Annotated in this window: 23 protein-coding genes and 2 pseudogenes; 17 read left to right on the top strand and 8 right to left on the bottom strand. The window is 77.5% G+C overall.

Annotated features, from left to right (window positions below; translation table 11 throughout):
* Positions 1–23 precede the first annotated feature (23 nt).
* From BLS82_RS13775 to BLS82_RS13760, 4 genes are all read right to left on the bottom strand, one after another.
* Entirely contained in the window at positions 24–584 is a 561-nt protein-coding gene (locus BLS82_RS13775) for a methylated-DNA--[protein]-cysteine S-methyltransferase (RefSeq protein ID WP_092866822.1), read from the bottom strand.
* A complete protein-coding gene (locus tag BLS82_RS13770) occupies positions 581–2,119 on the bottom strand; it encodes an AlkA N-terminal domain-containing protein (RefSeq protein WP_255378338.1) in 1,539 nt (512 codons plus the stop codon). The genes BLS82_RS13775 and BLS82_RS13770 overlap by 4 nt, the downstream gene beginning before the upstream one ends.
* An 80-nt stretch (positions 2,120–2,199) precedes the next feature.
* Entirely contained in the window at positions 2,200–3,471 is a 1,272-nt protein-coding gene (locus BLS82_RS13765) for a type II toxin-antitoxin system HipA family toxin (RefSeq protein ID WP_092866820.1), read from the bottom strand.
* Positions 3,458–3,793, bottom strand: coding sequence for a helix-turn-helix transcriptional regulator (locus BLS82_RS13760; RefSeq protein WP_092866818.1), 336 nt, complete (start codon positions 3,791–3,793; stop codon positions 3,458–3,460). Before BLS82_RS13760 ends, BLS82_RS13765 begins: the two co-directional genes overlap by 14 nt.
* 179 nt (positions 3,794–3,972) lie before the next feature.
* On the opposite strand from BLS82_RS13760, the gene BLS82_RS16530 reads away from it, so the two are divergent.
* The 4 genes from BLS82_RS16530 (at position 3,973) to BLS82_RS13745 (ending at position 8,511) form a co-directional block, all read left to right on the top strand.
* The gene (locus BLS82_RS16530; protein WP_255378337.1) at positions 3,973–4,107 is read left to right on the top strand and encodes a hypothetical protein; all 135 of its coding nucleotides are present in this window, start codon (positions 3,973–3,975) and stop codon (positions 4,105–4,107) included.
* 48 nt (positions 4,108–4,155) lie between these two features.
* Positions 4,156–5,040 carry an alpha/beta fold hydrolase gene (locus tag BLS82_RS13755; protein WP_092866816.1) on the top strand — a complete coding sequence of 295 codons (885 nt, stop codon included), beginning with the start codon at positions 4,156–4,158 and terminating at the stop codon, positions 5,038–5,040.
* Positions 5,041–5,143: 103 nt separating this feature from the next.
* Positions 5,144–6,001 (top strand): ABC transporter ATP-binding protein, encoded by an 858-nt coding sequence (locus BLS82_RS13750; protein ID WP_092866814.1) that lies wholly within the window; start codon positions 5,144–5,146, stop codon positions 5,999–6,001.
* Entirely contained in the window at positions 6,001–8,511 is a 2,511-nt protein-coding gene (locus tag BLS82_RS13745; RefSeq protein ID WP_255378354.1) for an ABC transporter permease, read from the top strand. The genes BLS82_RS13750 and BLS82_RS13745 overlap by 1 nt, the downstream gene beginning before the upstream one ends.
* 60 nt (positions 8,512–8,571) lie before the next feature.
* Here BLS82_RS13745 and BLS82_RS13740 read toward each other — a convergent pair whose 3' ends face one another.
* Entirely contained in the window at positions 8,572–9,057 is a 486-nt protein-coding gene (locus tag BLS82_RS13740; protein WP_369811098.1) for a VOC family protein, read from the bottom strand.
* Between the two features lie 198 nt (positions 9,058–9,255).
* On the opposite strand from BLS82_RS13740, the gene BLS82_RS15425 reads away from it, so the two are divergent.
* The 6 genes and pseudogenes from BLS82_RS15425 to mqo all read left to right on the top strand — a co-directional run bounded on the left by BLS82_RS15425 (position 9,256) and on the right by mqo (position 13,979).
* On the top strand, positions 9,256–9,750 hold the full coding sequence (locus BLS82_RS15425; protein ID WP_143028865.1) for an excalibur calcium-binding domain-containing protein: 495 nt from the start codon (positions 9,256–9,258) through the stop codon (positions 9,748–9,750).
* A 125-nt stretch (positions 9,751–9,875) separates the two neighbouring features.
* Entirely contained in the window at positions 9,876–10,478 is a 603-nt protein-coding gene (locus tag BLS82_RS13730) for a class F sortase (RefSeq protein WP_218123913.1), read from the top strand.
* 195 nt (positions 10,479–10,673) lie between these two features.
* Positions 10,674–10,925: pseudogene (locus BLS82_RS13725) on the top strand (LysE family transporter); the annotation flags it as partial.
* A pseudogene (locus BLS82_RS13720) lies at positions 10,922–11,755 on the top strand (pentapeptide repeat-containing protein); the annotation flags it as partial. The pseudogenes BLS82_RS13725 and BLS82_RS13720, both read left to right, overlap by 4 nt.
* A gap of 143 nt (positions 11,756–11,898) precedes the next feature.
* A complete protein-coding gene (locus BLS82_RS13715; RefSeq protein ID WP_092866807.1) occupies positions 11,899–12,324 on the top strand; it encodes a DUF1810 domain-containing protein in 426 nt (141 codons plus the stop codon).
* Positions 12,325–12,494: 170 nt separating this feature from the next.
* Entirely contained in the window at positions 12,495–13,979 is a 1,485-nt protein-coding gene (mqo, locus tag BLS82_RS13710; RefSeq protein WP_218123956.1) for a malate dehydrogenase (quinone), read from the top strand.
* A gap of 30 nt (positions 13,980–14,009) precedes the next feature.
* Here mqo and BLS82_RS13705 read toward each other — a convergent pair whose 3' ends face one another.
* Complete coding sequence (locus BLS82_RS13705) at positions 14,010–14,711, bottom strand: CDP-alcohol phosphatidyltransferase family protein (RefSeq protein ID WP_092866803.1); 702 nt, start codon at positions 14,709–14,711, stop codon at positions 14,010–14,012.
* Positions 14,712–14,762: 51 nt separating this feature from the next.
* Between BLS82_RS13705 and BLS82_RS13700 the strand changes: the two genes are divergently transcribed.
* The 4 genes from BLS82_RS13700 to BLS82_RS13685 all read left to right on the top strand — a co-directional run bounded on the left by BLS82_RS13700 (position 14,763) and on the right by BLS82_RS13685 (position 20,830).
* Entirely contained in the window at positions 14,763–15,914 is a 1,152-nt protein-coding gene (locus BLS82_RS13700; protein WP_092866801.1) for a polyprenyl synthetase family protein, read from the top strand.
* A 53-nt stretch (positions 15,915–15,967) separates the two neighbouring features.
* Positions 15,968–17,512, top strand: coding sequence for a phytoene desaturase family protein (gene crtI, locus BLS82_RS13695; protein WP_369811097.1), 1,545 nt, complete (start codon positions 15,968–15,970; stop codon positions 17,510–17,512).
* A 29-nt stretch (positions 17,513–17,541) separates the two neighbouring features.
* Positions 17,542–18,510 carry a phytoene/squalene synthase family protein gene (locus BLS82_RS13690; protein WP_218123910.1) on the top strand — a complete coding sequence of 323 codons (969 nt, stop codon included), beginning with the start codon at positions 17,542–17,544 and terminating at the stop codon, positions 18,508–18,510.
* A gap of 97 nt (positions 18,511–18,607) precedes the next feature.
* The gene (locus tag BLS82_RS13685; RefSeq protein ID WP_092866799.1) at positions 18,608–20,830 is read left to right on the top strand and encodes a cation:proton antiporter domain-containing protein; all 2,223 of its coding nucleotides are present in this window, start codon (positions 18,608–18,610) and stop codon (positions 20,828–20,830) included.
* Positions 20,831–20,835: 5 nt separating this feature from the next.
* Here BLS82_RS13685 and BLS82_RS13680 read toward each other — a convergent pair whose 3' ends face one another.
* Entirely contained in the window at positions 20,836–21,633 is a 798-nt protein-coding gene (locus tag BLS82_RS13680) for an alpha/beta hydrolase (protein ID WP_143028864.1), read from the bottom strand.
* 4 nt (positions 21,634–21,637) lie between these two features.
* Positions 21,638–22,009, bottom strand: a complete 372-nt coding sequence (locus tag BLS82_RS13675) for an Rv2175c family DNA-binding protein (protein ID WP_092866797.1) — start codon at positions 22,007–22,009, stop codon at positions 21,638–21,640.
* 169 nt (positions 22,010–22,178) lie between these two features.
* Here BLS82_RS13675 and BLS82_RS16645 point away from each other — a divergent pair, with 169 nt between their 5' ends.
* The 3 genes from BLS82_RS16645 to BLS82_RS13660 all read left to right on the top strand — a co-directional run bounded on the left by BLS82_RS16645 (position 22,179) and on the right by BLS82_RS13660 (position 26,915).
* The gene (locus tag BLS82_RS16645) at positions 22,179–23,369 is read left to right on the top strand and encodes a LysM peptidoglycan-binding domain-containing protein (RefSeq protein ID WP_092866795.1); all 1,191 of its coding nucleotides are present in this window, start codon (positions 22,179–22,181) and stop codon (positions 23,367–23,369) included.
* 243 nt (positions 23,370–23,612) lie between these two features.
* Positions 23,613–24,680: a lytic transglycosylase gene (locus BLS82_RS13665; RefSeq protein WP_092866793.1), complete on the top strand. Its 1,068-nt coding sequence runs from the start codon at positions 23,613–23,615 to the stop codon at positions 24,678–24,680.
* A gap of 48 nt (positions 24,681–24,728) precedes the next feature.
* Positions 24,729–26,915: a Stk1 family PASTA domain-containing Ser/Thr kinase gene (locus BLS82_RS13660; protein ID WP_092866791.1), complete on the top strand. Its 2,187-nt coding sequence runs from the start codon at positions 24,729–24,731 to the stop codon at positions 26,913–26,915.
* Positions 26,916–26,934 lie beyond the last annotated feature (19 nt).

Below are 26,934 nucleotides of genomic sequence, written 5' to 3'. Positions count from 1 at the left end.
CAGCCGTCTGCACAGCGGGCGGCTCAGCGCGCCTCGTGGCGCAGCAGCGCCGCCTTGACGTCCACGCCGTACAGGTAGCCGCCCAGGGAGCCGTCGCTGCGCAGCACCCGGTGGCACGGCACGAACGGTGCGACGAGGTTGCGGGCGCACGCCGAGCCGGCCGCACGCACGGCGGCCGGGCGCCCCGCCGCCGCGGCCAGGCCGGTGTAGCTGGTGGTCGTGCCCGCGCGCACCCCGCGCAGCGCCCGCCACGCCTCCTGCAGGAACGGCGCTCCCGGCTGCTCGACCGGCACGGCGTCCAGCGCGTCGACGTCCCCGTCCGCGTAGGCGGCGAGCGCGTCGGCGACCGGGCCGCGGGCCGGCGCCGGGCGAAGGCCCCGCACCGACAGCGCGGGCGCGAGCCGCGCGGCGAGCACGTCGGGGCCGCAGAAGCCCGCCGCCCGGACCACGCCGTCCTCGGGCGTGAGGATCACGGCCACCTCGCCGGCGGGGGTGGGCAGCCGCAGCACCTGGAGCGCAGCAGCCGCGGGCGCGTCGGACGGCGCGGCGGACGTCGGAACGGTGGTGATGGTGGTCGTGGTCATGCGAAGACCTCCTCGGTCCACAGGTGGAGCAGGGCGTAGCCGCGCCAGGGCCGCCAGGCGCGGGCGCGCTCGTCGGCCAGGCGCGCGGAGCGCACCCCGAGGACCCGCTGGAGCACGAGGTCCCCGGAGGGGAAGGCGTCGGGGTCGCCGAGGGCGCGCAGGGCGACGTACTCGGCCGTCCACGGGCCGATGCCGGGCAGGGCCAGCAGCGCCGCGCGGGTGGCGTCGCGGTCGGCGTCCGGACCGAGCGCGAGCCCGTCGGCGGCGGCGCCGGCGAGCGCGTGCAGGGTGCGCGCGCGGGCGCCGGTCACGCCGGTGGCGGCGCGCAGGGCGTCGGGGCCGGCCGCGGCGAGGGCCTCGGCGGTCGGGAAGGACGTCAGGCCCTGCGCGGCCGGGACGCCGAACGCGGCGACGAGGCGGCCGGCGAAGGTGCGCGCGGCGCCGAGGGAGACCTGCTGGCCGAGGACGGCGAGCAGCGCCGTCTCGACGCCGTCGACCGCGCCCGGCACGCGCAGGCCGGGGCGGGCGGCCACGAGGGGGCGCAGCAGCGGGTCGTCCGACAGCGCGTCGTCGACGAGCAGGGGGTCGGCGTCGAGGTCGAGCCACCGGCGCACCCGGGCGACCACCGGCGCGACGTCCGCGACGTCGGCCAGGTGCAGCCGCGCGCTGACGGAGTCGGCCGCCGCTCCCAGGGCGACGGTCACGACCGCCGGGCCGTGGGGGGCGGGCACGGTGCGCGTGTGCTCGCGGGCCTCGGCGTCGTGCCGCTCCAGGCCCGCGACGACGTGGCCGCCGAGGAAGCGGGCCAGCGGCGCCGCCGCCAGCGGGGCGCGGTGCTGCAGCCGCAGCACCAGGCGCACGCCGTCCACCGGCTCGCGCCCGCCCTCGGCCGCGTCCGGCCCCGAGCCCGGGACGCCGGGGCCCCCGCGGCGCCGGCAGCGCAGCTGCGAGGGGGTGGCCGCGAACTCCTGGCGGACGACGTCGTTGAACTGCCGCACGCTGGCGAACCCGGCGGCGAAGGCGACCTGCGCCAGGGGCAGGTCGGTCTGCTCGACGAGCATCCGCGCGGTCTGCGCCCGCCGGGTGCGGCCGAGCTGCTGCGGGGAGGCGCCGACCTCCTCCACGAGCACGCGCAGCAGGTGGCGCTCGGAGACGGCCAGGCGCGCGGCCAGGCCCGCGACGCCGACCTCGTCGAGGACGCCGTCGCGGATCATCCGCACGGCGCGCCCGGCCAGATCTCCGCGCGCGTCCCAGGAGCGCGAGCCCGGCTGCGCGTCGGGGCGGCAGCGCCGGCACGCGCGGAAGCCCGCGGCCACGGCGGCCGCCGCGGTGAGGAAGAAGCGGCAGTTGTGCCGGTGCGGGGTGCGGGCCGGGCATGAGGGGCGGCAGTACACCCCGGTGGTGGTCACCCCCAGGTAGAAGCGCCCGTCCCAGCGCGCGTCGCGGCCGGCCGAGGCCCGGTAGCACGCGTCCGCGTCCAGGCCCGCGCCCGTCGTCGCGGTCGTCGCGGTCGTCGCGGTCGTCGCGGTCGTCACGCCCGCCAGTCTGGCGCGCGGCGCCGACACCGTCTGGCGGGCATCGGACGCGGCAGCGCACGCCGGACCTCGGCGAGGAGTCAGCCGCTGCCCGCGTAGCCGTAGCGGATGAAGGGGTTGAGGATCTGCCGGCCCCACAGCTGCCGGCGCTCCAGCGCGGTCAGGCCCGCGGCGTCCGCAGCCTCGGTCCACTGCTCGTTGATCACCGCGAGCTGGTGCTCGATGACCTCGACCGCTTCCTGCCTCTCGAGGTGGTACTCACCGGCGGCGTCGAGGCAGGTCCTGAGCTGGCTGGCGCGCTGGCCCTCGCGGTCGATCGCCATCGCCTGCGCCGCCTCCTCACCGGAGCGCAGCTGCGGACACAGGTCGTAGGCGGGTGTGAGGCTCAGCTGCTCGCCGTCGTAGAAGGCAGCGTGGTTGCGGGCGTGGTCGTCGGTGTTGCCGATGCAGACGTTGAAGACGATGCGGCTGAACAGCTCCCGCAGCGTCGCTGCGGGAGCGACGAAGGACCCGCGGACGGCATCGGCCAGGTCCGGGTACGTCGCGTACCTCGCGGTCATCTCGTCCAGGCCGAGGATGGTCAGAGCGGACACCATGAGCCGGCGCTGCGCGGTCCCGGGTGTCCGGTCGAACCGCTCGACCAGCAGGACGTCCCGGCCGAGCGACGTGACGACGCGCGTGTCCGGCACCGCCAGGCCTACCCGCCGGGCCAGTTCCACGCCGACCGCCTCGGCCTTGACCACCAGGTACGGATCAGTGGTCGAGGACAGCTTGGCGATCCAGTGCCTGCCACCCTCGTGCACGAGCACCTTCGGTCGGGCGCCGCCCACCGACGTCCCGTGCAGCAGGGCGGTCCTGACCGGTTCCGGGAGCGGACGCCCCTCCTCCAGGGCCGTGGCGGCCTGCTGCAGGTCAGCCAGAGGCGCAGTCTCCACCCGGGGCACGTACTCGGTCGGGCTGGCCTGGAAGTCCAGGGCACCGATCCGGTCCGATCCGGACTCGAGGAGGTACGTGAGCGGGTCCAGCTCCGCGGTGTCCCTGCCAGCGGTCGTGCCTCCGACGTGGCGGGCCAGGACCACCCGCTGGCCCCAGGCGTCGGGACCGGCGTCGCGGATGCAGGAGGCGATGTGGAGGCCGGGCCCGGGCTCGATGCGCCCGGGACGCAGCGGCAGCTCCGGCTCGTAGAGGGGGATCGCCTCGTCCCGGGCGAGGTAGCTGCGGCCGTAGGTGAACGTCACGACGCCGCCGACGGGTTCGAGGACCCCTGCGACGACCGGTGTGCTCGCGCCCGGCAGCCACACCCAGACGTACGCCCGGCGGGGCCGGGCACGCCGCTGGTCAGAAGTCGTCATGGGCCGGTTCCCGGCTGCGGTGGACGCGGCGGGGCAGGAGCGCCAGCACCTGGCGCTCGCGGTGAGCCAGTGCCGCCAGCTCGGGCCCCTCGGCGCCGAACAGCGGGATCCTGAGCAGGGTGGCCGCCTCGAAGGCCGTTCCGAGCGCCACGGTGGGAGCACCGCGCTCGAGGCTGGTGATCGTGCGCGGTGACACGCCGACGCGCTCGGCCAGTTCCGCGGCTGTCCAGCCGCGTGCCCTGCGGGCCTGGGCGACCTGGGCCCCCAGCACGTGGACGGCGTCGAGCGTCGGCCGGGAAAACGTGTGCCGCTTCTTGGCCATGCCACCTCCTGCACGCAGTCGAACGGCACTAAGTCAGCGTTACTGTAGTTTTATTGCTTAAACGGTCAAACCCGTGCGCCCCGATCGGTGGACGCAGGTGGCGCCGGTTCGTCCGCATGTCGAAGCCGTCGACGGGTACGACGCCGTGGTCTTCGACACCCGTGCTCAGGAGGAACGACGTGAGCGACCCCAACGGCCCCGAGCAGACGAGCCCCGACGCCGACGAGCAGCAGGGCGGGCTGCCGAAGCCCGTGCTGACCACCGACGAGGAGGCGCAGCGGGACGACCTGCCGGTGCGGCCCGAGAACTCCTGACCGCGCGCCCCCTCCTGTCCCTCACACCTCCTGACCGACCGCGCCGTCGTGCCCGGAGGCTTCTTCGGCGGCTTCACCGAGTCGGTGGTGGACGTCGCGCCGAACGTGCGGCTGCGGGTGCGCCACGGCGGCGAGGGACTGCCGGTGGTGCTGCTGCACGGGCACCCGCGCACCCACACCACGTGGTACCGCGTCGCGCCGCTGCTGGCCGCCGCCGGGCGCACCGTGATCTGCCCGGACCTGCGCGGCTACGGCCGCTCCAGCGCGCCCGACCCGCTGCCCGACCACGCCCAGGCGTCCAAGCGGGCGATGGCCGGCGACGTCCTCGCGCTCCTGCGCGCCCTCGGGCACGAGCGCGCCGCCGTCGTCGGCCACGACCGCGGCAGCTACGCCGCGCTGCGGCTCGCGCTCGACGCGCCCGAGGCGGTCACCGCGCTCGCCGTGCTCGACAGCGTGCCGATCGGCGAGGCCCTCGCCCGCGCCGACGCGCGGTTCGCCGCCGCGTGGTGGCACTGGTTCTTCTTCGCCCAGCCCGACAGGCCCGAGCGCGCGATCCTCGCCGACCCCGACGCCTGGTACGGCGGGAACCCCGCGCGCATGGGCGAGGAGAACCACGCCGACCACCGCCGCGCCGTCCACGACCCGGCGGTGGTGCGGGCGATGCTCGAGGACTACCGGGCGGGCCTGGGCGTCGACCGCGCCGCGGACGACGCCGACCGCGCCGCCGGACGCCGCGTGACCTGCCCGACGCTCGTGCTGTGGTCCAGCCGCGACGACCTGGAGGACCTCTACGGCGACGTCCTGGGCGTGTGGCGGCCGTGGGCCACCGACCTGCGGGGAGGCCGCATCGACAGCGGCCACCACATGGCCGAGGAGGCGCCCGAGCAGCTGGCCGCCGCGCTGAGCGCCTTCCTCGGGGCCCTGGGGCGCTGACGCGCGGGAACCGGTGCGCCACCCGGAGCCGCCCGGGCGCGGGGCTCTGACGGATCTCGGGCGCGGTGGGGACGCCGGGCGCCGGGGCTGTGAGCATGGACCCATGGCTTCTCCCGACGCCCCCGGCACCGCACCCGTTGCCGCTCCCGCCACCGCACCCGCCACCGCACCCGCTGGCGCATCCCGGTCCGCGACGCCCGATCCGGGCCCCGTCGCCCGCGCCGTCGACCTCGTCAAGGTGCACGGGCGGGGGGAGGCGGAGGTGCGGGCCCTGGACGGCGTCAGCGTCGACTTCGAGCGGGGCCGCCTGACCGCGATCATGGGGCCGTCGGGGTCGGGCAAGTCCACGCTCATGCACTGCATGGCGGCCCTGGACACCCCGACGTCCGGCTCGGTGGTGGTCGACGGCGTCGAGCTCTCGCGCCTGGGCGACGGGAAGCTGACCAAGCTGCGGCGCGAGCGCATCGGCTTCGTCTTCCAGGCCTACAACCTCGTGCCGACCCTGACGGCGCGCGAGAACATCACGCTGCCCCTCGACATCGCCCGCCGCAAGGTCGACCAGGCCTGGTTCGAGCACGTGGTGGACGTCGTGGGCCTCGGCGACCGCCTCAGCCACCGGCCCAACCAGCTCTCCGGGGGCCAGCAGCAGCGGGTGGCGTGCGCGAGGGCCCTGGTCAGCCGGCCGGCGATCGTCTTCGCCGACGAGCCGACCGGCAACCTCGACTCCGTCGCCAGCGCCGAGGTGCTCGGCTTCCTGCGCCGCAGCGTCGACGACTTCGAGCAGACCGTCGTCATGGTCACCCACGAGCCGAGCGCCGCGGCCTACGCCGACCGCGTGCTGTTCCTCGCCGACGGGCGCCTGGTCGACGAGCTGTCCTCCCCCACCGCCGAGGCCGTCCTGGAGCGGATGGGCCGCGTCAGCGCGCCGGCCGCTGCCCGCGCCCGCGGGGAGCGGCCGTGATGCGGGTGGCGCTGGCGGGCGTCCGCCGGCACCTGGTGCGCTTCCTGCTGACCGCGACGTCCGTGCTGCTGGGCGTCTCCTTCGTCGCCGGCACGTTCGTGCTCACCGACACCCTCGACCGCTCCTTCACCGACCTCTTCGCCTCCTCCGCCGAGGGCACGGACGTCGTCGTGCGCGGCCTCGCCGGCGCCGAGGGCCCGCAGGGCGACGCCCTGCGCAGCCAGCTGCCGCTGGACCTCGCCGAGCGCCTGCGCGCGGTGGACGGCGTGGCGGTCGCCGAGCCCGCGCTGAGCGGCTCCGCGGTGCTCGTGGGCGCCGACGGCACCGCGGTGCGCCAGGGCGGGGCCCCCGCCCTCGGCACCGGGTACGTCGAGGACGACCCGGTGCTGGAGCTGGTGGACGGCCGCTCCCCGACGGCACCGGGCGAGATCGCCGTCGAGGAGGCCACGCTCGCCCGCTCGGGCCTGGACGTCGGGGACCGCACCCGGGTGCTCGCCGGCGCCGACGTCCGCGACGCGCAGGTGGTCGGCGTCGTGCGGGGCGCGGCGCTGGCCGGGAGCACGCTGGTGGTCTTCGACCCCGCCTCCGCGCGCGAGTACTACGCCCCCGAGGGCACCGTGGCGAGCTTCGCCGTGCGCGCCGAGGACGGCGTCGGCCAGGTCGAGCTGCGCGACCGGGTCGCGCAGGTGCTGCCCGCGGGCGCGGAGGCGATCACGGGCGAGGAGCAGGTGAGGGAGGACACCGAGAACATCCGCGAGGCCCTGGGCTTCATCTCCACGTTCCTGCTCGTCTTCGCCGGCATCAGCCTCGTCGTCGGCTGCTTCATCATCGTCAACACGTTCTCGATGCTCGTGGCGCAGCGCACCCGCGAGCTGGCGCTGCTGCGCGCCATCGGCGCCAGCGGCCGGCAGGTGGTCGGCTCGGTGCTCGCCGAGGCGCTGGCGGTGGGAGCGGTCGGCGGCGTCCTCGGCGTGGGCGCCGGCATCGGCCTCGCGGCGGTGCTGGCGGCGGTGCTCGGCGCCGTCGGCCTGGAGCTCACCGGCGGTCTCGTCGTCGCCCCGCGCACCCTGCTCGTCGGGGTGCTCACCGGCGTCGTCGTCACGGTGCTGGCGGCCGTGGCGCCGGCGCTGCGGGCCGCGCGCATCGCCCCGGTGGCGGCCATGCGCGACGACGTCGCGCTGCCGGAGCGGTCCCTGCGCACGCGCGCCCTGCTGGGCGCGCTGCTCGTGGTGGCCGCCGGGGTCGGCCTGTGGCTCTCCCTGGGCGCCCTCGGCACGACCAGCGGCGTCGGCGTCGCCCTCAGCGCCCTCGCCCTCTTCCTCGGCGTCGCGGTGGCCGCGCCGCTGCTGGCGCGCCCGGTGCTGCGCGTGCTGGCCGCGCCGTTCACCGCGCTGCGCCCGGTGGGACGCCTGGCCCGCGAGAACGCGCTGCGCAACCCGCGCCGGACGGCCACCACCGCCGGGGCCCTCATGGTCGGCCTCGCCCTCGTCACCGGCGTGACGGTGCTGACGGCCTCGACCCGCTCCTCCACCGCGGCGATCGTGGAGGAGTCCGTGCGCGCCGACCTCGTCCTGAACGCGGGCTTCACCGGCTTCCCGCCGGCCGCCAGCGACGCGGTGCGGGGAGTCGACGGGGTCGCCTCGGTCGCCGAGCTGGCGTTCGTGCCCTCGGACCTCGGCAGCGGATTCACCGTGGCGGCCGATGCCTCGGACCTGGCGCAGAACGTCGTCGTCGACGTGGAGGAGGGGAGCCTGGACGCCCTGGACGACGGGGACGTGCTCGTCTCCTCCTCCTACGCCGAGGAGGAGGGCCTGGCCGTCGGGGACGAGCTGACCGCGACCGTCGGCACGCTGACCGGCCAGCAGCTGCGCGTCGGCGGGGTCTTCGCCGACAACCAGGCGGTGGGCTCGTCGGTGGTGCTGCCGGCGTCGCTGGTGGAGCAGGCCGTTCCCGAGCCGCAGCGCCTGGACCTGTTCGGCTACGTGACGCTGGAGGACGGCGCGGACGCCGCCGCGGTGCGGGAGGCGGTCACGGACGCCGTCGCGCCCTACGTGGTGCTCTCGGTGCAGGACCGCGAGGAGTACGTCTCGGCGCAGGCGGACCAGACCCAGCAGCTGCTCATCACCATCTACGTGCTGCTGGCCCTGTCGGTGGTGATCGCCGTGCTGGGGATCATCAACACCCTCGCGCTGTCGGTGGTCGAGCGCACCCGCGAGATCGGCCTGCTGCGGGCGGTGGGCATGCGCCGCCGGCAGCTGGCGGCGACCATCACCGTCGAGTCCGTGCTCACCGCCCTGTTCGGCGCCGTGCTGGGCACGGTGCTCGGCCTCGTGCTCGGCGTCGCGCTGCAGCGGGCGCTGGTGGAGCAGGGCCTGACGGAGCTGTCGGTGCCGGGAGCCTCCCTGGCCGGCGTCTTCGTCGTCGCGGCCGTCATCGGCGTGGTGGCCGCGGTGCTGCCCGCGGTGCGCGCCGTGCGCCTCGACGTCCTGCGGGCGATCGCCACCGAGTAGCGCCGACCGCCCGCGCGGACGCCGTCCGGTCGCCAGGCGGGGCGTCAGGTCGTCAGGGCGTCAGGTCGCCGGGACGCCGTCCGCGGCGCGGCGCAGGGCGGCGAGGTCGAGCTTGCGCATCTGCAGCATCGCCTGCACCGCGCGCTGCGCGCGGGCGGGGTCGGGGTCCTCGAACAGCTCCTCCATCCCCTCCGGCACGACCTGCCAGGACAGCCCGTAGCGGTCCTTCAGCCAGCCGCACCGGCTCTCCTCGCCTCCGCCCGCCAGCAGCGCGGACCAGAACCGGTCGACCTCCTCCTGGTCGCGGCAGGTGACCTGGAAGGAGACCGCCTCGGTGAAGGGGAAGTGCGGGCCGCCGTTGATGCCGACGAACCGCTGCCCCTCCAGCTCGAACTCCACCGTCATGACGGAGCCGGCGGGCCCGGGCGCGCCCTCGGGGTAGCGCGCCACGCGGACGATGCGCGAGCCGTCGAAGACGGAGGTGTAGAACTGCGCGGCCTCCTCGGCCCGGGTGTCGAACCAGAGGTTGGGGACGATCCTCTGCAGCGCCACGGCGCGCTCCTCTCCTGCGGTGCTCCGGCGGTCCTCCGGCGGTCCTCCGGCGCCCGGCGCGGGTGCCGCACGAGGAGACCGCCGTCCGGCCTCGAACTCATCGCCCGTGCTGGGCCCTCGACGGGTCTTCCCTGACAGCGACGATGCAGTTACTTTCTGTGTCCTCATCCGGTCGTACGGGAGGACCCTCCGATGACGCTGCGCTCCCTGGCCACGCTCGGGTCGGCGACCCTCCTCGCCTCCGCGCTCGTCGTCGCCCCCGCCTCGGCGCAGACGAACGACCGCGACTGCTCCGACTTCGCCTCGACGGAGGAGGCCACGGCGGCGCTGGTCCCCGGGGACCCGGAGCGGCTCGACGAGGACGGCGACGGCATCGCCTGCGAGTCGCTGCCCTCCAGCGGGACGGCTGCCGGCAGCGGCGGGTCCGCCTCGCAGGAGCCGACGCAGCAGCAGCCGACCCAGCCGCCGACGCAGCAGCCGTCGACCCAGCAGCCGTCGACCCAGCAGCAGCCGTCGACGCAGCAGCCGTCGACCCAGCAGGTCGCGGTGACGCCGTCCGGCGGCGCGGACGCCGGGGGCGGCGGCGCTGCCGGCGTGGAGCACTCGGGCCTGCTCGCCCTCGGCGCGGCGAGCCTGGTCGGCGCCGGCCTGCTGGCGCGCCGCCGCGGCTCCCGCAGGACGGGATGAGCGGGCGGCACGTCGCTCGGGGCGGCCGCTCCGGCGGGCGGCACGTCCGCCGCAGGCCCGCCGCCGGTCGCGAGCGCGCCGCCCGCACCGCGAGCAGAGCGCTCGCCGTGCTCGGAGGATCGCTGGTGGTCGCGGCGCTCGCGGGGCAGACCCCGGCGCCGCCCGCGCCCCCGGCACCGGGTGCCGCGCCGGTCGCGGCACCCGTCGTCGCGCCGGCCGTCGCGCAGCACCAGGTCGCGGTGTCGTCGGCGGCAGCGGGCGCGACCGTCCTGGCGAGGGCGGCACCGGTGTCGGTGTCCGTGCCCTCGGTCGGCGTGCGCTCCCCGCGGCTGGAGACCCTGGGCCTGCAGGACGACGGCTCCCTGCAGGTGCCCGTCGACGACGCCCTGGCGGGCTGGTACGAGCACGCCCCGACGCCGGGGGAGCTGGGGCCGGCGGTCATCGCCGGTCACGTCGACTCGAGGGAGGGCCCGGCGGTCTTCTACCGCCTGGCCGAGGTGCGACCCGGCGCCGAGGTCGTGGTCGCGCGCGAGGACGGGTCGCGGGCCGTGTTCGTCGTCGAGCGGGTGGAGCAGCACCCCAAGGACGACTTCCCCACGGCGGAGGTCTACGGGACCACGGACCACCCGGCCCTGCGGCTGATCACGTGCGGCGGGGACTTCGACGCGTCCAGCGGCCACTACGAGAGCAACGTCGTGGTCTTCGCCCGGCTGGTCGCCGTGCGGTGACGCACCGAGCGCAGGAGGTTCCCGTGCCAGACCCCGACCCCTCGAGCCCGAGCACGTCGAGCGCCACCGCGACGGCCACCCGCCGCCGGTGCCCGGGGTCGTGAGCCGACCCGGCGGGCCCCACGGCGCGCCCTTGCGCCGGGGAGCGGCGGCACCTAGCGTCCGCCGGGCCGCCGACCGCGCGCAGGAGGCCCCGTGACCGTCGAGTTCTGGCTCACCACGCTGGTCGTGGTCGCCACCCCGGGCACCGGCGTGCTCTACACGGTGGCCGCCGGCCTCTCGCGCGGCGCGCGGGCCAGCGCCGTCGCGGCGGCGGGGTGCACCCTCGGGATCGTCCCGCACGTCCTGGCCGCCGTCACGGGCCTGGCCGCGCTGATGCACACCAGCGCGCTGGCGTTCCAGGTGCTCGAGCGCGCCGGCGTCGCCCACCTGCTGTGGATGGCGTGGACCGGGTGAGCGGGGTGCCCGGGCGCGGGCCCGTGCCGGCGAGCGACCTGCGGGCGGACTGCTCGCGCTGCGCCGCGCTGTGCTGCGTCGCGCTGCCGCTGACCGCGTCGGCGGACTTCGCGATCACCAAGGACGCCGGGACGCCGTGCCCGCACCTGCAGCGGGACGACCGCTGCGGGATCCACGCGCGCCTGCGCGGCAGCGGCTTCCCCGGCTGCGACGCCTTCGACTGCTTCGGAGCGGGCCAGAAGACCACCCAGGTCGTCTTCGGCGGCGTGCACTGGCGCGAGGACCCGCGCGCGGCGCCGCAGGTGTTCGCCGTCTTCGGCCTCGTGCGCCAGCTGCACGAGCTGATGCGCTCCCTGGACGAGGCGCTGGCGCTGGCGGCGGCGCGCCCGGTGCACGAGGAGCTGCGCGCGGCGCTGGAGGAGGTCGACGCGCTCACCCGCTCCGGCCCGGACGCGCTGCTCGCGGTGGACGTACCGGCCCGCCGGGCGCAGGTCGGCGCGCTGCTGCGCCGCGCCAGCGAGCTCGTGCGCGCCGAGGTCGCGCCCGCGGGCCGGCGTCGCCCGCGCGGCGACCTCGTCGGGGCGCGGCTGCGCGCGGCGGACCTGCGGGGCGCGGACCTGCGCGGGGCGCTGCTGGTGGGCGCGGACCTGCGCGGGGCGGACCTGCGCCGCGCCGACCTGCTCGGCGCCGACCTGCGGGGCGCGGACCTGCGCGCCGCCGACCTGACCGGCGCCCTCTTCCTCACCGCGCCGCAGGTGCGCTCCGCGCGCGGGGACGGCGCCACGCGCCTGCCCGCCTCGCTGGAGCACCCGGCGCACTGGACGGCGCCGCCGCCGCGCGAGGCTCCTGCGCGCCAGGCTCCCCCGCGCGAGGCTCCCCCGCGCGAGGCTCCTGCGCGCCAGGCCCTCCCGGCCGCCCGCGCTCCCCGACGTCCCCGGCGTCCCGGCAGGAAGGCCCCCCGCCCGTGACCGACCCCTTCGACCTGCAGCGCTTCGTCGACGCGCAGGAGCTCGACGGCACCTACGAGCGGGCGCTGCGCGAGCTGCGGGCCGGCCGCAAGGAGAGCCACTGGATGTGGTTCGTCCTCCCCCAGGTCGCCGGCCTGGGCCGCAGCCCCACGGCTCAGCGGTACGCGATCTCCGGCCTGGAGGAGGCCCGCGCCTACGCCGCGCACCCGGTGCTGGGCCCGCGCCTGGTCCGGGCCGCCCGCGCCCTGGCCGACCTGCCCGGCGCCGACGCCGCCGCGGTGCTCGGCCCGGTCGACGCGTCGAAGCTGCGCTCGTCCACGACCCTGTTCGCCCGCGCCGTCCCGCACGAGCCGGTCTTCGCCGAGGTGCTGGTCAAGTACTTCGCCGGCCAGGAGGACGAGGCCACGACGAGCCGGCTGTGAGCGCGCCCCGCCCGCCGGTGTCAGCACCACGGCGACCCCGGACGCGGCGTCGTCCTGACACACCGGCCACCCACCACTCGCCCGCGCGCCGCGGGGAGGGGCGACAATGGCGGCACCACCGACGTCGGTGACCCCGACCGTCGCGCCAGCCCACGACCGGGGAGCACGCCCTGACCAGTTCCCGCGCCACGTCCCCCGACGTCGTCCTCGTCGGCGGCGGCATCATGAGCGCGACCCTCGGGGCGCTGCTCGGCCTGCTCGAGCCGGACTGGACCGTGGAGGTCTTCGAGGCCGCGCCCGCCGTGGGCGAGGAGAGCTCGAACGCCTGGAACAACGCCGGCACCGGGCACGCGGCCCTGTGCGAGCTGAACTACACGCCGGCGCGGCCCGACGGCACGGTCGACCCCGCGCGCGCGGTCGGCATCAACGAGCAGTTCCAGGTCTCGCGCCAGTTCTGGTCCTCCCTCGTGCGCGCGGGCCTGACGCCCTCCCCGCGCGACTTCATCACCTCGGTGCCGCACATCAGCTTCGTCACCGGCACCGACGGGCAGCGCTACATGCGCGCCCGCTACCAGGCGCTGGCGCCGCAGCCGCTGTTCGCCGGCCTGCAGCACACCGAGGACCCGGACGTCCTCGCGCAGTGGCTGCCGCTGATGATGGACGGGCGCGACCGCGGGCAGCCGGTGGCCGCCACCCGCTCGGACGCCGGCACGGACGTCAACTTCGGCGCCCTGACCCGCCTGCTGCTCGACACCGCCCAGCGGCGCGGGGTGCAGCTCGGCCTGGGCACGAAGGTGCGCCGGCTGCGGCGCCAGCCCGACGGGCGCTGGCGCGTCGACGTCCAGGACGTCACCACCGGCGAGCGCCGCAGCGCCACGGCGAGGTTCGTCTTCGTCGGCGCCGGCGGCGGGGCCCTGGCCCTGCTGCAGGCCGCGGGCATCCCCGAGATCCGCGGGTACGGCGGCTTCCCGGTCAGCGGGCAGTTCCTGCGCACCCGCGACCCGGAGCTGGTCGCGCGCCACCAGGCGAAGGCCTACGGCCAGGCGAAGGTCGGCGCGCCGCCGATGTCGGTGCCCCACCTGGACCTGCGCCTCATCGACGGCGAGCAGTCGCTGATGTTCGGCCCGTACGCCGGGTTCAGCCCCAAGTTCCTCAAGAACGGCTCGGTCCTGGACCTGGCGCGCTCGGTGAAGGCGCACAACCTCTCCTCCCTGCTGGGCGTCGGGCGCAGCGAGCTGGTCCTGACGCGCTACCTGATCGGGCAGGTGCTGCAGTCCCGCAGCGCCCGCCTGCGCGCCCTGGAGGAGTTCGTCCCGACCGTGGACGGCGGCGACTGGGAGCTGATCACCGCCGGGCAGCGGGTGCAGGTGATCAAGCGGGACGCCCGGGGGCGCGGCAAGCTGGAGTTCGGCACCGAGCTCGTCGTCGGCGCCGAGGGCACCATCGGCGGCCTGCTCGGCGCCTCCCCCGGCGCCTCGACTGCCGTCTCGGCGATGCTCACGCTGCTCGAGCGGTGCTTCCCCGCCGACGTCGACCGCTGGCGCCCGCGGGTGCAGGAGTTCGTGCCCTCCTACGGGCGCAGGCTGTCCGACGACCCGGCGCTGGCCGAGGAGGTCCGCTCGGAGACGGCGAGGACGCTGGGCCTGACCGCCTGAGCCGGCGGCTCGCGACCGCGCCGGCGGTGCTCACGGTTGTGCCGGCGGCGGGCCCAGCTGCCGGTGCACCGCGCGCAGCAGCTGCGCCAGCCCGGCCAGGGCCAGCACCGCCGCGGCCACCGCCCCTCCCGTCGCCCACGGCGCCGCCACGGGCGGGTGCAGTCCGCACCCGAGGGGGAACAGGGCCGCCACGGCCACGCGCGTGGGGCGCTCGGAGACGGTGATCGCCCCCGCCCCGGCCATGCCCTCGGCCTGCGCGCGGGCGCGGGCGTACTCGTGCAGCGCGCCCGCGCCCGCCGCGACCAGCACCGGGGTCGCCGGGGCCCCCAGCAGCCACAGCACGGCCAGGCCCGCCGCGTCGGCGACCCGGTCGGCGACGGCGTCGAGGACGGCGCCGCGCCGGCTGGCCCGCCCGGACAGGACGGCGACGGCGCCGTCGAGCCCGTCCGCGAGCGCGGAGGCCGCGAGGAGCACCGGCACGAGCAGCGCCGCGCGCCCGCCCTGCGCCGCCGGCCACAGCGCCGCCAGGGCCAGGACCAGGCCTGCCGCCGTCAGGGCGTCGGGGCTGGTGCGCGCGCGCACCAGGGGCTCGGCGACCCGGCGCACCCCCTCCAGCCACCAGCGCACGGGCCCCGGGGACGGCTCCAGCCCGCCGTGCGCCTGCGACCAGCGGCGCAGGTGCTCCTCGCGCCGCGCCGCGTCCCGACGACCGCCTCCTCCCCGTGCTCCCACCCGCGCGAGCGTAGGTGGGCCGCCCGGGGCGCGGGTGCTTAGGCTTCCCCCGTGATCGCCGCGACGGCCACGGACGCCGACGAGCTGCGGGCCCGGGTGCAGGGCGTCCTCGAGGACGTCCTGGCCCACCAGGCCGACGTCCTGGCGGAGGTCTCCCCGGACTGCGCGGCGCTGGTGGACGCGGTCGCGCGCCTGGTCGCCGGCGGCAAGCGGCTGCGCCCGGCGTTCTGCTACTGGGGCTGGCGCGGCGCCCGCGGCCCCGGCGGCGCCGACGGCGATCGGGACGGCGACGGGGGCGCAGCCGAGGAGGCGGTGGTGCGGGCCGCCGCCGCGCTGGAGCTCTTCCAGGCCGCCGCCCTCATCCACGACGACGTCATGGACGCCTCGGACACCCGCCGCGGCATGCCGGCCGTGCACCGGCAGTTCGCCGCCCTGCACCGCGGCAGCGCCTGGAGCGGGAACGCGGAGAGCTTCGGTTCCGCGGGCGCGATCCTCGCGGGCGACCTGTGCCTGAGCTGGAGCGACGAGGTGCTCGACGGCGCGGGCCTGCCCGCCGGGGCGCTGGCGCGGGCCCGGCCGGTCTTCGACCGGATGCGCACGCAGCTGATGGGCGGGCAGTACCTCGACATGCTCGCGCAGGTGCTGCCCTCCTCCACCGGCTCGGGCGCCGCCGCCGAGGACGCCGCGGCGCAGGAGGCCGTGGACCGCGCGCGCCGGGTGATCCGCTTCAAGAGCGCCAAGTACACCGTCGAGCACCCCCTGCTGCTCGGAGCCGCGCTCGCCGGCGCCGAGCCGGAGCTCGTGGCCGCGTACTCCGCGTACGGGCTGGCGCTGGGCGAGGCGTTCCAGCTGCGCGACGACGTCCTCGGCGTCTTCGGCGACCCGGAGCAGACGGGCAAGCCGGCCGGGGACGACCTGCGCGAGGGCAAGCGCACGGTGCTCATCGCCCTCGCCCTGCAGCGGGCCACGCCCTCCCAGGCCGCCGCGGTGCGCCGCCTGCTCGGCGACCCCGCCCTGGACGACGGGGGCGTGGCGCGGCTGCGGGAGGTCGTCGTCGACACCGGCGCCCTCCTGCGCGTGGAGGCGATGATCGTCGACGGGGTCGAGCGCAGCCGGGAGGCCCTGTCGCGGGCTCCGGTGGACGAGGCGGCGCGCGCGGTCCTCGACGGCCTGGTCGACGCCGCCACGACGAGGGCCGCGTGAGCGCGCGCACGGCCGCCCCCGCGGCCCCCTCGGCGCTGGCGCTGCGGCGCGCCGTGGACGCCGTCCTGCCCGGGCGCTCGCGGGCGGTCACCGGGCCCACCGACCACGTCGTCGTCGTCGGCGCCGGCCTGGCGGGCCTGTCGGCGGCGATGCGCCTGGCCGGCGCCGGCCGCCGCGTGACGGTGCTCGAGCGCGAGGAGCTCCCGGGCGGGCGCGCCGGGCGGATCACCACCCCCGTGGACGGCGGCGCGTACCGGTTCGACACCGGGCCGACCGTGCTGACGATGCCGGACCTCGTGGCCGACTGCTTCGACGCGCTCGGCGAGGACATGACCGACTGGCTGGAGCTGGAGCCGGTCTCGCCGCTGTACCGCGCGCGCTACGCCGACGGCTCCCACCTGGACGTCCACGCCGACCCGGAGGCGATGGCCGCGGAGATCTCCGCCGTGTGCGGGCCCGCCGAGGCCGACGGCTACCGCCGCTTCGTCGAGTACGTCTCGCGCCTGTACCGCTACGAGATGCGGCACTTCATCGACCGCAACATCGACACCCCGGCGGACCTGCTGAGCCCGGACCTCGCCCGCCTGGTCGCCGCCGGCGGCTTCCGGCGCCTGGCGCCGGTCGTGCAGCAGTTCCTCAAGGACGAGCGCACCCAGCGGGTGTTCTCCTTCCAGTCCCTGTACGCCGGGCTCTCCCCCTACGACGCCCTGGCGATCTACGCGGTGATCGCCTACATGGACTCCGTGGCGGGGGTGTTCTTCCCGCGCGGCGGCATCCACGCGCTGCCCTCGGCGATGGCGGCGGCGGCCGCCGCGCACGGGGTGGAGTTCCGCTACGGCGCCGAGGTGGTGCGCGTGGAGCACTCCGGCGGCCGCGCGAGCGCCGTCGTCACCGCGGACGGCGAGCGCGTGGCGTGCGACGCCGTCGTGCTCAACCCCGACCTGCCGGTCGCCTACACCGAGCTGCTGGGGGTGCAGCCGCGCCGCCTGCGCCGCCTGACGTACTCGCCGTCGTGCTACCTGATGCTCGCGGGCTCGCGGGCGAGCTGGCCGGACAACGCCCACCACACGATCCTGTTCGGGCGGGCCTGGCGGGAGGTCTTCGAGGAGCTGACCGGGGGCCGGCTGATGAGCGACCCCAGCGTGCTCGTCTCCACCCCCACCCTCTCCGACCCGGAGCTCGCGCCGCCCGGCCGGCACGTGTACTACGTCCTCTTCCCCACCCCGAGCCTGTCCGCCGGGGCCCGCTCCGGCGTCGACTGGGAGCGCATCGCCGGCGGGTACCGCGAGCACGTGGTCACCACGCTCGAGCGGCGCGGGTACCCCGGCTTCGGGGACGGGATCGAGGTCGAGCACGTGACGACGCCGCTGGACTGGCGGGCGCGGGGCATGGCGGACGGCGCGCCGTTCGCCTCCTCGCACACCTTCGGCCAGACCGGCCCCTTCCGCCCGGGCAACCTGTGGGGGGAGAACGTCGTCTTCACCGGCTCCGGCACGCAGCCGGGCGTGGGGGTGCCGATGGTGCTGGTCTCCGGGCGCCTGGCGGCCGAGCGCATCACGGGCCGCGACCGCGCCTACCGCTCGCGCGCGTGGCGGTGACGCGCCCGTGGCGGTGACGTGGCGGTGACGTGGCGGTGACGGCGGCGCCCGGGCTGCGGCGGCGGCGCCCGGCCGGCGCGGGCAGCCTGGACGCCGCGGGGATCACCGACGCCCGGCTGCGCGAGGACCTGCTGGTCTGCCGGGCCCTGCACGCCGAGCACGGGCGCACGTACTTCCTCGCCACGGCGCTGCTGCCCCCGGCCAAGCGGCCGTGGGTGTGGGCGCTGTACGGCTTCGCCCGCTACGCCGACGAGTTCGTCGACTCCCTCACCTCCCCCGACCCCCGGGCGCTGGTGGACTGGGGCGCGGGCTTCCTCGCGGCGCTGCGCTCCGGGGAGCCGGCCGACCCGGTCGGGCGGGCGATGCTCGCCACCGTGCGGCGGTGGGAGATCCCGCCCGGGCACGTCGAGGCGTTCCTGGCCTCGATGCGCATGGACATCACGCGGACCGGCTACGCCACCTACGCCGACCTCGAGGGGTACATGTACGGGTCGGCGTCGGTGATCGGGCTGCAGATGCTGCCCGTGCTCGAGCCGCTGCCCGGCCTGGAGGCGGAGGCCGCGGTGCGCGCGCAGCGCCTGGGCGAGGCGTTCCAGATGTCGAACTTCATCCGCGACGTCGGGGAGGACCTCGAGCGCGGGCGCGTGTACCTGCCGGCCGAGGACCTCGCCGCCGCGGGCGTCACGCGCGAGGACCTGCTCGCCGCCCGCCGCAGCGGGCACGCACCGCCCGCGGTGGTCGAGCTGCTGCGCGCCGAGGTCGCGCGCACCCGGGAGCTGTACCGACAGGCCGAGCCCGGCATCGCGATGCTGCACCCGACCAGCCGCGACGCCATCCGGTGCGCCTACGAGCTGTACGGCGGGATCCTGGGCGCGGTGGAGCGGGCCGAGCACCAGGTGCTGCACCGGCGGGTCGCGGTCTCCCTGCCGCGCCGCCTCGCCGTGGCCGGCCCGGCGCTGGTGCGCGCCCGCGCGGCCCGCCGTCAGCGGCACCGGTAGCACGCGACCGACTCCGGCGCGTGGAGCCGGCGCGCCCGGGTAGTGCGGGCCGACCCCGGGCGGCGGTTCCCGGGGCGCCGACGCGGTAGGAGCCCAGGTGCAGGTCGTCCCGATCGAGGAGCACGCGCTGCTCGTCTTCTTCGTGCAGTTCGTGGTCCTCCTCGCCCTCGCCCGGGCCCTGGGCGCGCTGATGGTGCGCGTCGGCCAGCCCAGCGTCGTGGGGGAGATCGCGGCGGGCGTCCTGCTCGGGCCGACCCTGCTGGGCAGCGTGTGGCCCGAGGGCGCGCAGTGGCTCTTCCCCGCGGACCCGGCGCAGTCGGCGATGCTCCAGGTGGTCGGCTGGGTCGGCGTCCTGCTCCTGCTGCTGCTGACCGGGTTCGAGACCGACCTCGGCCTGGTCCGCCAGCTCGGGCGGGCGGCCGCGGCGGTCACCGCGGGCAGCATCCTCGTGCCCTTCGCGTTCGGCCTCGGCACCGGCTACCTGGTGCCGGACGGCTTCGTCGGCGAGGACGCGCAGCGCACCGTCTTCGCGCTGTTCCTCGCGACCGCGCTGAGCATCTCCTCGCTGCCGGTCATCGCCCGGATCCTCTCCGAGCTGGGCCTGACCCGGCGCAACTTCGGCCAGCTGACCATCGCCGCGGGCATGGCCAACGACCTCATCGGCTGGCTGCTGCTGGGCGCCATCGCCAGCCTGGCGCGCACCGGGTCGGTGGAGGTCGACCGCCTCCTGCTCACCGTCGGGGGCATGGCGGCCTTCATCGGCATCGCCTTCACCCTCGGGCAGCGCGCGGTGGACGCGGCGCTGCGCGCGGTGCGCCGGCGCGAGGGCGGGGTCTCCGCGGCCGTGACCGTCGTCGTGGTGGCCACCCTGACCGCCGGCGCGGTCACGCAGGCCCTCGGCGTGGAGGCCGTGCTGGGCGCGTTCGTCGCGGGCGTCGTCATCAGCCGCTCCCGCTACCAGGACACCCGGGTGGCCGGCGTCCTGGAGCACGTGACGGGCGCGGTGTTCGCCCCGCTGTTCTTCGCCGTCGCCGGCCTGCGGGTCGACCTCGGCCTGCTGACCGACCCCGTGGTCGTGCTGTGGGCGCTCGTCGTCGTCCTCGTGGCCAGCGCCGGCAAGTTCCTCGGCGCGTACGCGGGCGGGCGGATCGCCGGCCTCGGCCGCGCGGAGTGCTTCGCCCTGGGCGCGGGCCTGAACGCGCGCGGGGCCCTGGAGATCGTCATCGCCACCGTCGGGCTCTCTCTGGGCATCCTCACCGCCAGCAGCTACACCGCGGTGGTGATCATGGCCATCGCGACGTCGATGGCGGCGCCGCCGCTGCTGCGGGCGGTCGCCCGCCGCTGGCAGGGCACCGAGGAGGAGCAGCGCCGCCTCGAGGAGGAGGAGACCCTGCGCGGCAACCTCCTCGTGCGCCCCGAGCCGGTGCTCGTGCCCGTCGAGCGGCCCGCCGAGTCGCTGCTGGCCGCGAAGGTCCTCGACCTGGCGTGGCCGGCCGGCACCCCCGCCACGGTGCTGGGCGTGGGCACCGCCGGCGAGCCGGCCACCCGCCCGATCGCGGAGGTCTTCACCCGGCGCCGCGTGGAGGTCGTGAGCGCGGTCGGCGGGCTGACCCCCGCGGACGCCGTCCACCGCCAGGTGCGCCTGGGCTACGGCGCCGTCGGCATCGGCGCTCACGAGGGCGTCGACGAGGGCGCCTTCATGTCGGCCCTGACCGACGAGCTCCTCGACCGCAGCGACCTGCCCGTCCTGGTCGTGCGCAGCGGGCAGTTCGCCCGCCTCGGCGCGATGACGGGCTTCTCGCGAGTCCTCGTGCCCGTGGTCGGCACCGTGCCGAACCGGCTCGCCCAGGAGGTCGGGTTCAGCGCGGCCGCGCACGGCGGTGCTGAGCTGGTCATCGCGCACGTGGCCCCGCCCGCCGCGGACGGTGCCCCCCTCGGCTCCGCCGCGCCGGTCGGCGCCGCTGCCGCCGGGAGCGGCGGCGGCGCCGACCGGAGCGGGGCGGAGGGCCCCGCCCGGCTGGCCCGCTCCTACGACGGCCTCGGGCACCAGGTGCTCGCCCGCGCCCGCGACCTCGCCGTCCGGCTCGGCGCCGACCCCCAGGTGGTCCTGCTGCACGGGTCGAACCCCGCCGCCGAGATCATCCGGCTGGTCGAGGAGGAGCAGCCGGACCTCGTCGTGCTCGGCACGGACCTGCGCGCCGGCGGGTCGGGGGAGCCGTTCCTGGGCTACGCCGTCGAGCAGGTCCTGCAGGCCGTCGACGTCAACGTCGCCGTCGTCGCCGCTCCCCACGCGTGGCTGTCCCGGCACGGGGCCGCCTGACCCGCTCAGCCCGTACCGTCCCGGCCGAGCCAGGCCACCGCCTCCTGCGCGACCTCCGGCGGCACCACGTGGCCGCCGTCGAACTCGCGGTGGGTGACGTCGTAGCCGTCCTCGCGCAGGTCGGGGACGATGCGCCGGCTGGTCGAGCCGATCGGCAGCACCTCGTCGTGCACGCCGTGCGCGACGAAGACCCGCGGCCGCCCTCCCGCTGCGGCGCGCGGCACGAACCCCGGCGAGAGCGCGACGACCGAGGAGAACAGGTCGCTGTTGGCCAGGCCCAGGCCCAGCGCGTACGAGGCGCCGTCGGAGAAGCCGGCGACGCCGACGCGCTGGGCGTCGACGGGGACCGCGGCGAACACCTCCGACAGGGCCCGCTCGACGACCTCGACGTCCGGCCCGTAGGCGCCGAGGACGGCGTCCCACGTCGAGCCGCGGGAGGCGGGGGCGAGGAGGACAAGGCCGTGCTCGTCCGCGGGGGCGCGCAGCACGGCCAGGCCCGCCTCGGCGTCGCCGCCGGCGCCGTGCAGCACCACCACCAGGGGCACCGGCGCGCCGGCCGGCAGGCCCTCCGGCACGTGCAGGAGGGCGTCGCGGTCGGCGGCGACCCCGAGGGGGCGCGTGCCGGGCTCCGGCAGCGGCGCCGCCGAGCCCGTCTTCGAGCCCGCCTGCGGTCGCGCGCTCAGCGCCGCCGGCCCCGCGCCGCCGCCCGCGGCGCCCGACCCCGAGCCGCCGGCGCGCGTGCAGCCGCCCAGCGCCCCCGCCACGGCGCAGGCACCCAGCGCGAGGAACCGCCGACGCAGCACCGGCTCAGAAGCCGAGGACCTGCGCGCGGCGGCGCACCGGCGCGATGCGGCCGGCGCGCAGCGCGCCCACCGGGGTGTCACCCAGCGCGTCGTCCGGGGTGAACAGCCAGCGCAGCGCCTCCTCGTCGGAGTAGCGGGCGTCCGCCAGCACGGTCAGCGTGCCGGGCAGGCTGACCAGCGGCTCGGGCTCGACGAGCACGCGCGGCACCCGCAGCACCCGCGGCCGGCCGGTCCGGACGCCGAGCAGCTGGCGCTCGTCGAGCATGCGCCGCACGCGGCTGACGTCGGTGCCCAGGGCCGCCGCGACGTCCGGGACGGTCAGCCACGCGTCGTCCGGCCCGACCAGGGCCTCGAGCTGGTCCAGGTCCTCGCTCACCCGCAAGAGCCTGCCACTGCCGGCACCCGATCGGCTCAAGGGGCCGGCCCGTGCGGCCGAAGGAGGGGATGAACCGGACGTCCCGGCGTCCGCACCACCGATCACGCACGACAGCCGACCCGCACGACAGCCGCCCCGCACGACAGCCGACCCGCAGGAGAGCTCCCCGATGCCCGCTCAGGTCCCTCCTCCCCCGACCGCGCGGCGCGCCCGCGCCCGGCACGTGCGGCGGCCCGCGGTCTCCCTCGGCGTGGCCGCCACCCTCGGCGCCGTGCTGCCCGCCGTCGGCGCCGCTCCCGCCGCCGCGCACACCGACCACACCGTGCGCTCCGGCGACACCCTCGGCCACATCGCGGAGCGCACCGGCACCACCACCGCCGCCCTCGCCCGCGCGAACGGCCTCGTCGACCCCGGGCGCATCCGCGCCGGGCAGCGCCTGACCGTGCCCTCCGCCGCGGCCCGGCCCGCGAGCGCGCCGGCCGCGCCCGCTGCCGCCGCGTACACCGTGCAGCCGGGCGACACCCTCAGCCACATCGCCGCGCGCACCGGCACCACCACCGCCGCCCTCGCCCGCGCCAACGGCCTCGCCGACCCCGGGCGCATCCGCGCCGGGCAGCGCCTGGCCGTCCCGGCGGGCTCCCCCGCGCCGCGGCCCGGCGCCGCCGGCGCACCGGTGACGAGCGCTCCCGTCGCCCCCGGCGACACCGTCAGCTCCATCGCCGCCCGCGCCGGGGTGCCGGTCGCCGCGGTGCTCGCCGCCAACGGGCTGACCGCGTCCTCGGTCATCCGCCCGGGCCAGGTGCTCACCGTCCCGGCCCGCGGCACGGCCACCGCGGCGCCGTCCGCGCCGTCCGCGCCGTCCGCGCCCTCGACCCCCATGCCGACCTCCTTCGCCGGGCGCAGCTACGCCCCCGGGGTCACGACCGCGGCGGCGATCAACCGCGACGCCCTGGCGGCGCGGGCGGTGCCCGGCCGCGCGGAGATGCAGCGCATCGTCGCGCGCACCGCCCGCACCATGGGCGTGGACCCCGCGCTCGCGCTCGCCGTCGCGCATCAGGAGTCCGGGTTCGACATGCGGGCGGTCTCCCCGGCCAACGCCGTCGGCGTCATGCAGGTCATCCCCTCCTCCGGGGCGTGGGCGTCGTCCCTGGTCGGGCGGGACCTGGACCTGCTGGACCCGGAGGACAACGCCACGGCCGGCGTCGCCATCCTGCGCTCGCTGCAGCGCAGCGCCTCCGACCGGGCGACCGCCATCGCCGGCTACTACCAGGGCCTCGCGGGGGTGCGCCGCAACGGGATGTACCCCGACACGCGCCGCTACGTCGCCAACGTCCAGACCCTCATGGCCCGCTTCGGCTGAGGCCCGCGGCCGGGCGCCGGCTCCGGGAGCGCGGTCGTCAGGGTCCTGGTGGCGCGCTCCCGGGCCGGAGCGCAGGAGTCTGCCGGGTGCGCAGGTCGACCTTGCCGGGTCCGTCGTCCTGCACCACGGTGAGTCACGGCTCCCGCCGGAACGGGCGGTGCGACGCACCGGTCGCCCGACGTCCGCCGCCCGCGGGCGCGAGAGCACCGGACCGCACACCGCCGACCCGCAGGAGCGCCCGCCATGCCGTTCCCGGACCGTCCTCGCCCGCACCCCCGCCCCCGCATTCGCCTCCGGCGCGACCGCGGCCTGGCCGCCGCGGCCGCCGCGGTGGGCGCCTGCGCGCTGCTGACCGCGACCGTGACGGCGTCCGCCTCCGCCGCGGAGGGAGCGCCCGCCACGCACACCGTGCGCCCCGGCGACACCCTCTACGACATCGCCGCCCGCACCGGGACCTCGGTGGCCGACATCGCCGCCGCCAACGCCCTGCCCGACCCCCGCCGCATCCGACCCGGGCAGGTGCTCGTGCTGCCGGCGCCCCCGGCCGAGGCGGCCGAGGACGCCGCGGAGCCGGCCCCCGTCCCGACGGAGGCCGTCCACGTGGTGCGACCCGGCGACACCCTCTACGACATCGCGGCGCGCACCGGGACCTCGGTCGCCGACATCGCCGCCGCCAACGCCCTGCCCGACCCCCGCCGCATCCGACCCGGGCAGGAGCTGGTCCTGCCCGCAGCGGCCGCCGAGCAGCCGGCCGAGCAGCCGAGCGAACAGCCCGCCGAGCAGACGGCCGAGCACCCGACCGAGCAGCCCGCCGCGCCGAGCGAGCCGGTGGCGAGCAGCTTCGCGGGGCGCACCTACCCGCCCGAGGTCACCGCGGCCGCCACCGCCAGCCGCGACGCGCTCCGAGCGCGGGAGGTGCCCAGCCGCGACGCGATGCGCCAGGTCGTCGCGGACGCCGCGACCGCGGTGGGCGTCGACCCCTCCCTGGCGCTGGCGATCGCCCACCAGGAGTCCGGCTTCGACATGCGGGCGGTCTCCCCCGCCGGCGCGGTCGGCGCCATGCAGGTCATCCCCTCGGCCGGGGACTGGGCGTCGTCCCTGGTCGGGCGCGAGCTGGACCTGCTGGACCCGGAGGACAACGCCACGGCCGGAGCGGCGATCCTGCGCCAGCTGCTGCGCGAGGCGCCGGACGAGACGACGGCCGTCGCGGCGTACTACCAGGGGCTCGCCGGGGTCCGGGCGAACGGGATCTATCCGGACACGCTGCGCTACGTGGCGAACATCCAGGCCCTGCGGGACCGCTTCCGCTGAGTCCGCGAACGCCCCCGGCGGGCGGGACCGCGACCCTATGCTCGGCCCGTGGTCACCGCCGTGCAGGACCCCCTCGTCGGCCGCCTGGTCGACGGGCGGTACCAGGTCTCCTCCCGCATCGCCCGCGGCGGCATGGCGACCGTCTACCTCGCCACGGACCTGCGGCTGGACCGGCCCGTCGCCCTGAAGGTCATGCACCCGCACCTGGCCGAGGACCAGGCCTTCGTCGACCGCTTCGGCCGCGAGGCCCGCTCCGCGGCGCGGCTCTCGCACCCGGGCGTCGTGGCCGTGTACGACCAGGGCGTCGGCGACGGCGCCGTCTACCTGGCGATGGAGCTCGTGCCCGGTCGCACGCTGCGCGAGGTCCTCACCGAGAAGGGCCGTCTCAGCGTGCGCGAGGCGCTGGAGGCCACCGAGGCCGTCCTCGACGGCCTCGCCGCGGCGCACGCGGCCGGCATCGTGCACCGCGACGTGAAGCCGGAGAACGTCCTCATCGGCGACGACGGGCGCGTGCGCGTGGCGGACTTCGGCCTGGCCCGCGCCGCCAGCAGCACGGGCGGGACGGCGGCCAGCACCCTGATCGGCACGGTGGGCTACCTCGCGCCGGAGCTCGTGCTGCACGGCACCGCCGACGCCCGCGCCGACGTCTACGCCGCCGGCATCGTGCTCTTCGAGCTGCTCACCGGCCGCGCGCCCTTCGCCGGCGGGCTGCCGGCCCAGGTCGCCTTCCGGCACGTGCAGGAGGACGTCCCGCCGCCGTCCGCGGCGGGCGCGGCGGTGCCGGGGGACGTCGACGACCTGGTGCTGTGGTCCACCGCCCGCGACCCCTCCCGCCGGCCCGCCGACGCCGGGCAGCTGCTGGCCGAGGTGCGCGAGGTGCGCGCCGGCCTGGACGGCGCCGCGCTGGACGCGCGCGCCGCGGTCGCCGCGCCCGTCCCGGTCGCCGCGACCCCGCTGCGCGCCACCACCCCCCTGACCACCCCGTTGACCGGCACCCCGGCGGCGACCGCCACCACCCCGCTGCGCGAGGCGCCTGCCGCCTCGCAGGCCCTGACCCGCACCGCTCCCCTGCCGGTCGTGGCGAGCGACGGCACGACCCGCCGCGTGCGGCGCGAGCACGTGCGCGCCCTGCCCGTCGGGGAGGCCGTCGGGGAGGCCGTCGGGGAGGCCGTCGGGGAGGCCGTCGGGGAGGCCTTGGAGCGGGAGGCCGCGGGGCGGGCCCCCGGTGACGTCGCCGGGCAGGCCCTGGGACGGGTGCCCCGCCCCGCCGAGCCGCGGCACGAGCGCGTGCCCGCCGCCGCTGCGGCTCCGCGCGAGGCCCGGGCCGGCGCGGGCCCGCTCGGGCGCCGTCGCGCGCGGCGGGGCCCCCTGCTCGCCGTGCTCGCGGCGCTGGCCGCGGCCGCGGTGCTGAGCGGCGCCTGGGCGCTGCTCGCCGGCCCGCTCGCGCGCGTCGACGTCCCGGACGTCGTCGGGGCGAGCGAGGCCGAGGCCCGCGCGGCGCTGGCGAGCGGGGCGCTGAGCGCGGACGTCACCCAGACCTACAGCGACCGGGTGGAGGCCGGCCGGGTCGTCTCGACGCGCCCGGGTGCCGGGGCCTCGGTGCCGCAGGACAGCGCCGTGGTGGTGGCCGTCTCCCTCGGGCCGCAGACGTCCGCCGTCCCCGACGTCGGCGCGATGACGCGCGCCGAGGCCGAGACGGCGATCACGGGCGCCGGCCTGGTGCTCGGGACGGTCACCGAGGAGTTCTCCGAGACCGTCGAGGCCGGCCGCGTGATCGCGCAGCGCACGCCCCCGGGCGAGCAGGCGCGCGCCGGCTCCCCCGTGGACCTGACCGTCTCCCGCGGCCGCCAGCCGCTCGGCGTCCCGCAGGTGACCGGGCAGCCGCGGGCGGAGGCGCAGGAGGCCGTCGAGGCGGCCGGGCTGCGCGTCGGGCAGGTCGCCCAGGAGCCCTCCGAGACCGTGCCGGCCGGCTCGGTCGTGCGGCAGTCCCCCGACGGCGGCACGCTCTTCCGCGGCGACCCGGTGGCCCTCGTGGTCTCCTCCGGGCCGCCGCTGGTGGGGGTGCCCGGCGTCGTCGGGCAGCAGCTCGAGCCCGCGCAGGCGGCGCTCGAGGCCGCGGGCCTGCGCGTGGAGGTCGAGCGCGTGCTCGGCGGGTTCTTCGGCACGGTGCGCTCCCAGGAGCCCTCGGGCGGCCAGGTCCCGCGCGGCTCCGCGGTGAAGCTCACGGTCGTCTGACGCCGCTCCCCCGGCGCGC

The sequence above is a fragment of the Quadrisphaera sp. DSM 44207 genome, assembly GCF_900101335.1.
Taxonomy (GTDB): domain Bacteria; phylum Actinomycetota; class Actinomycetes; order Actinomycetales; family Quadrisphaeraceae; genus DSM-44207.
This window is presented reverse-complemented; position numbering and strand designations above follow the sequence as displayed.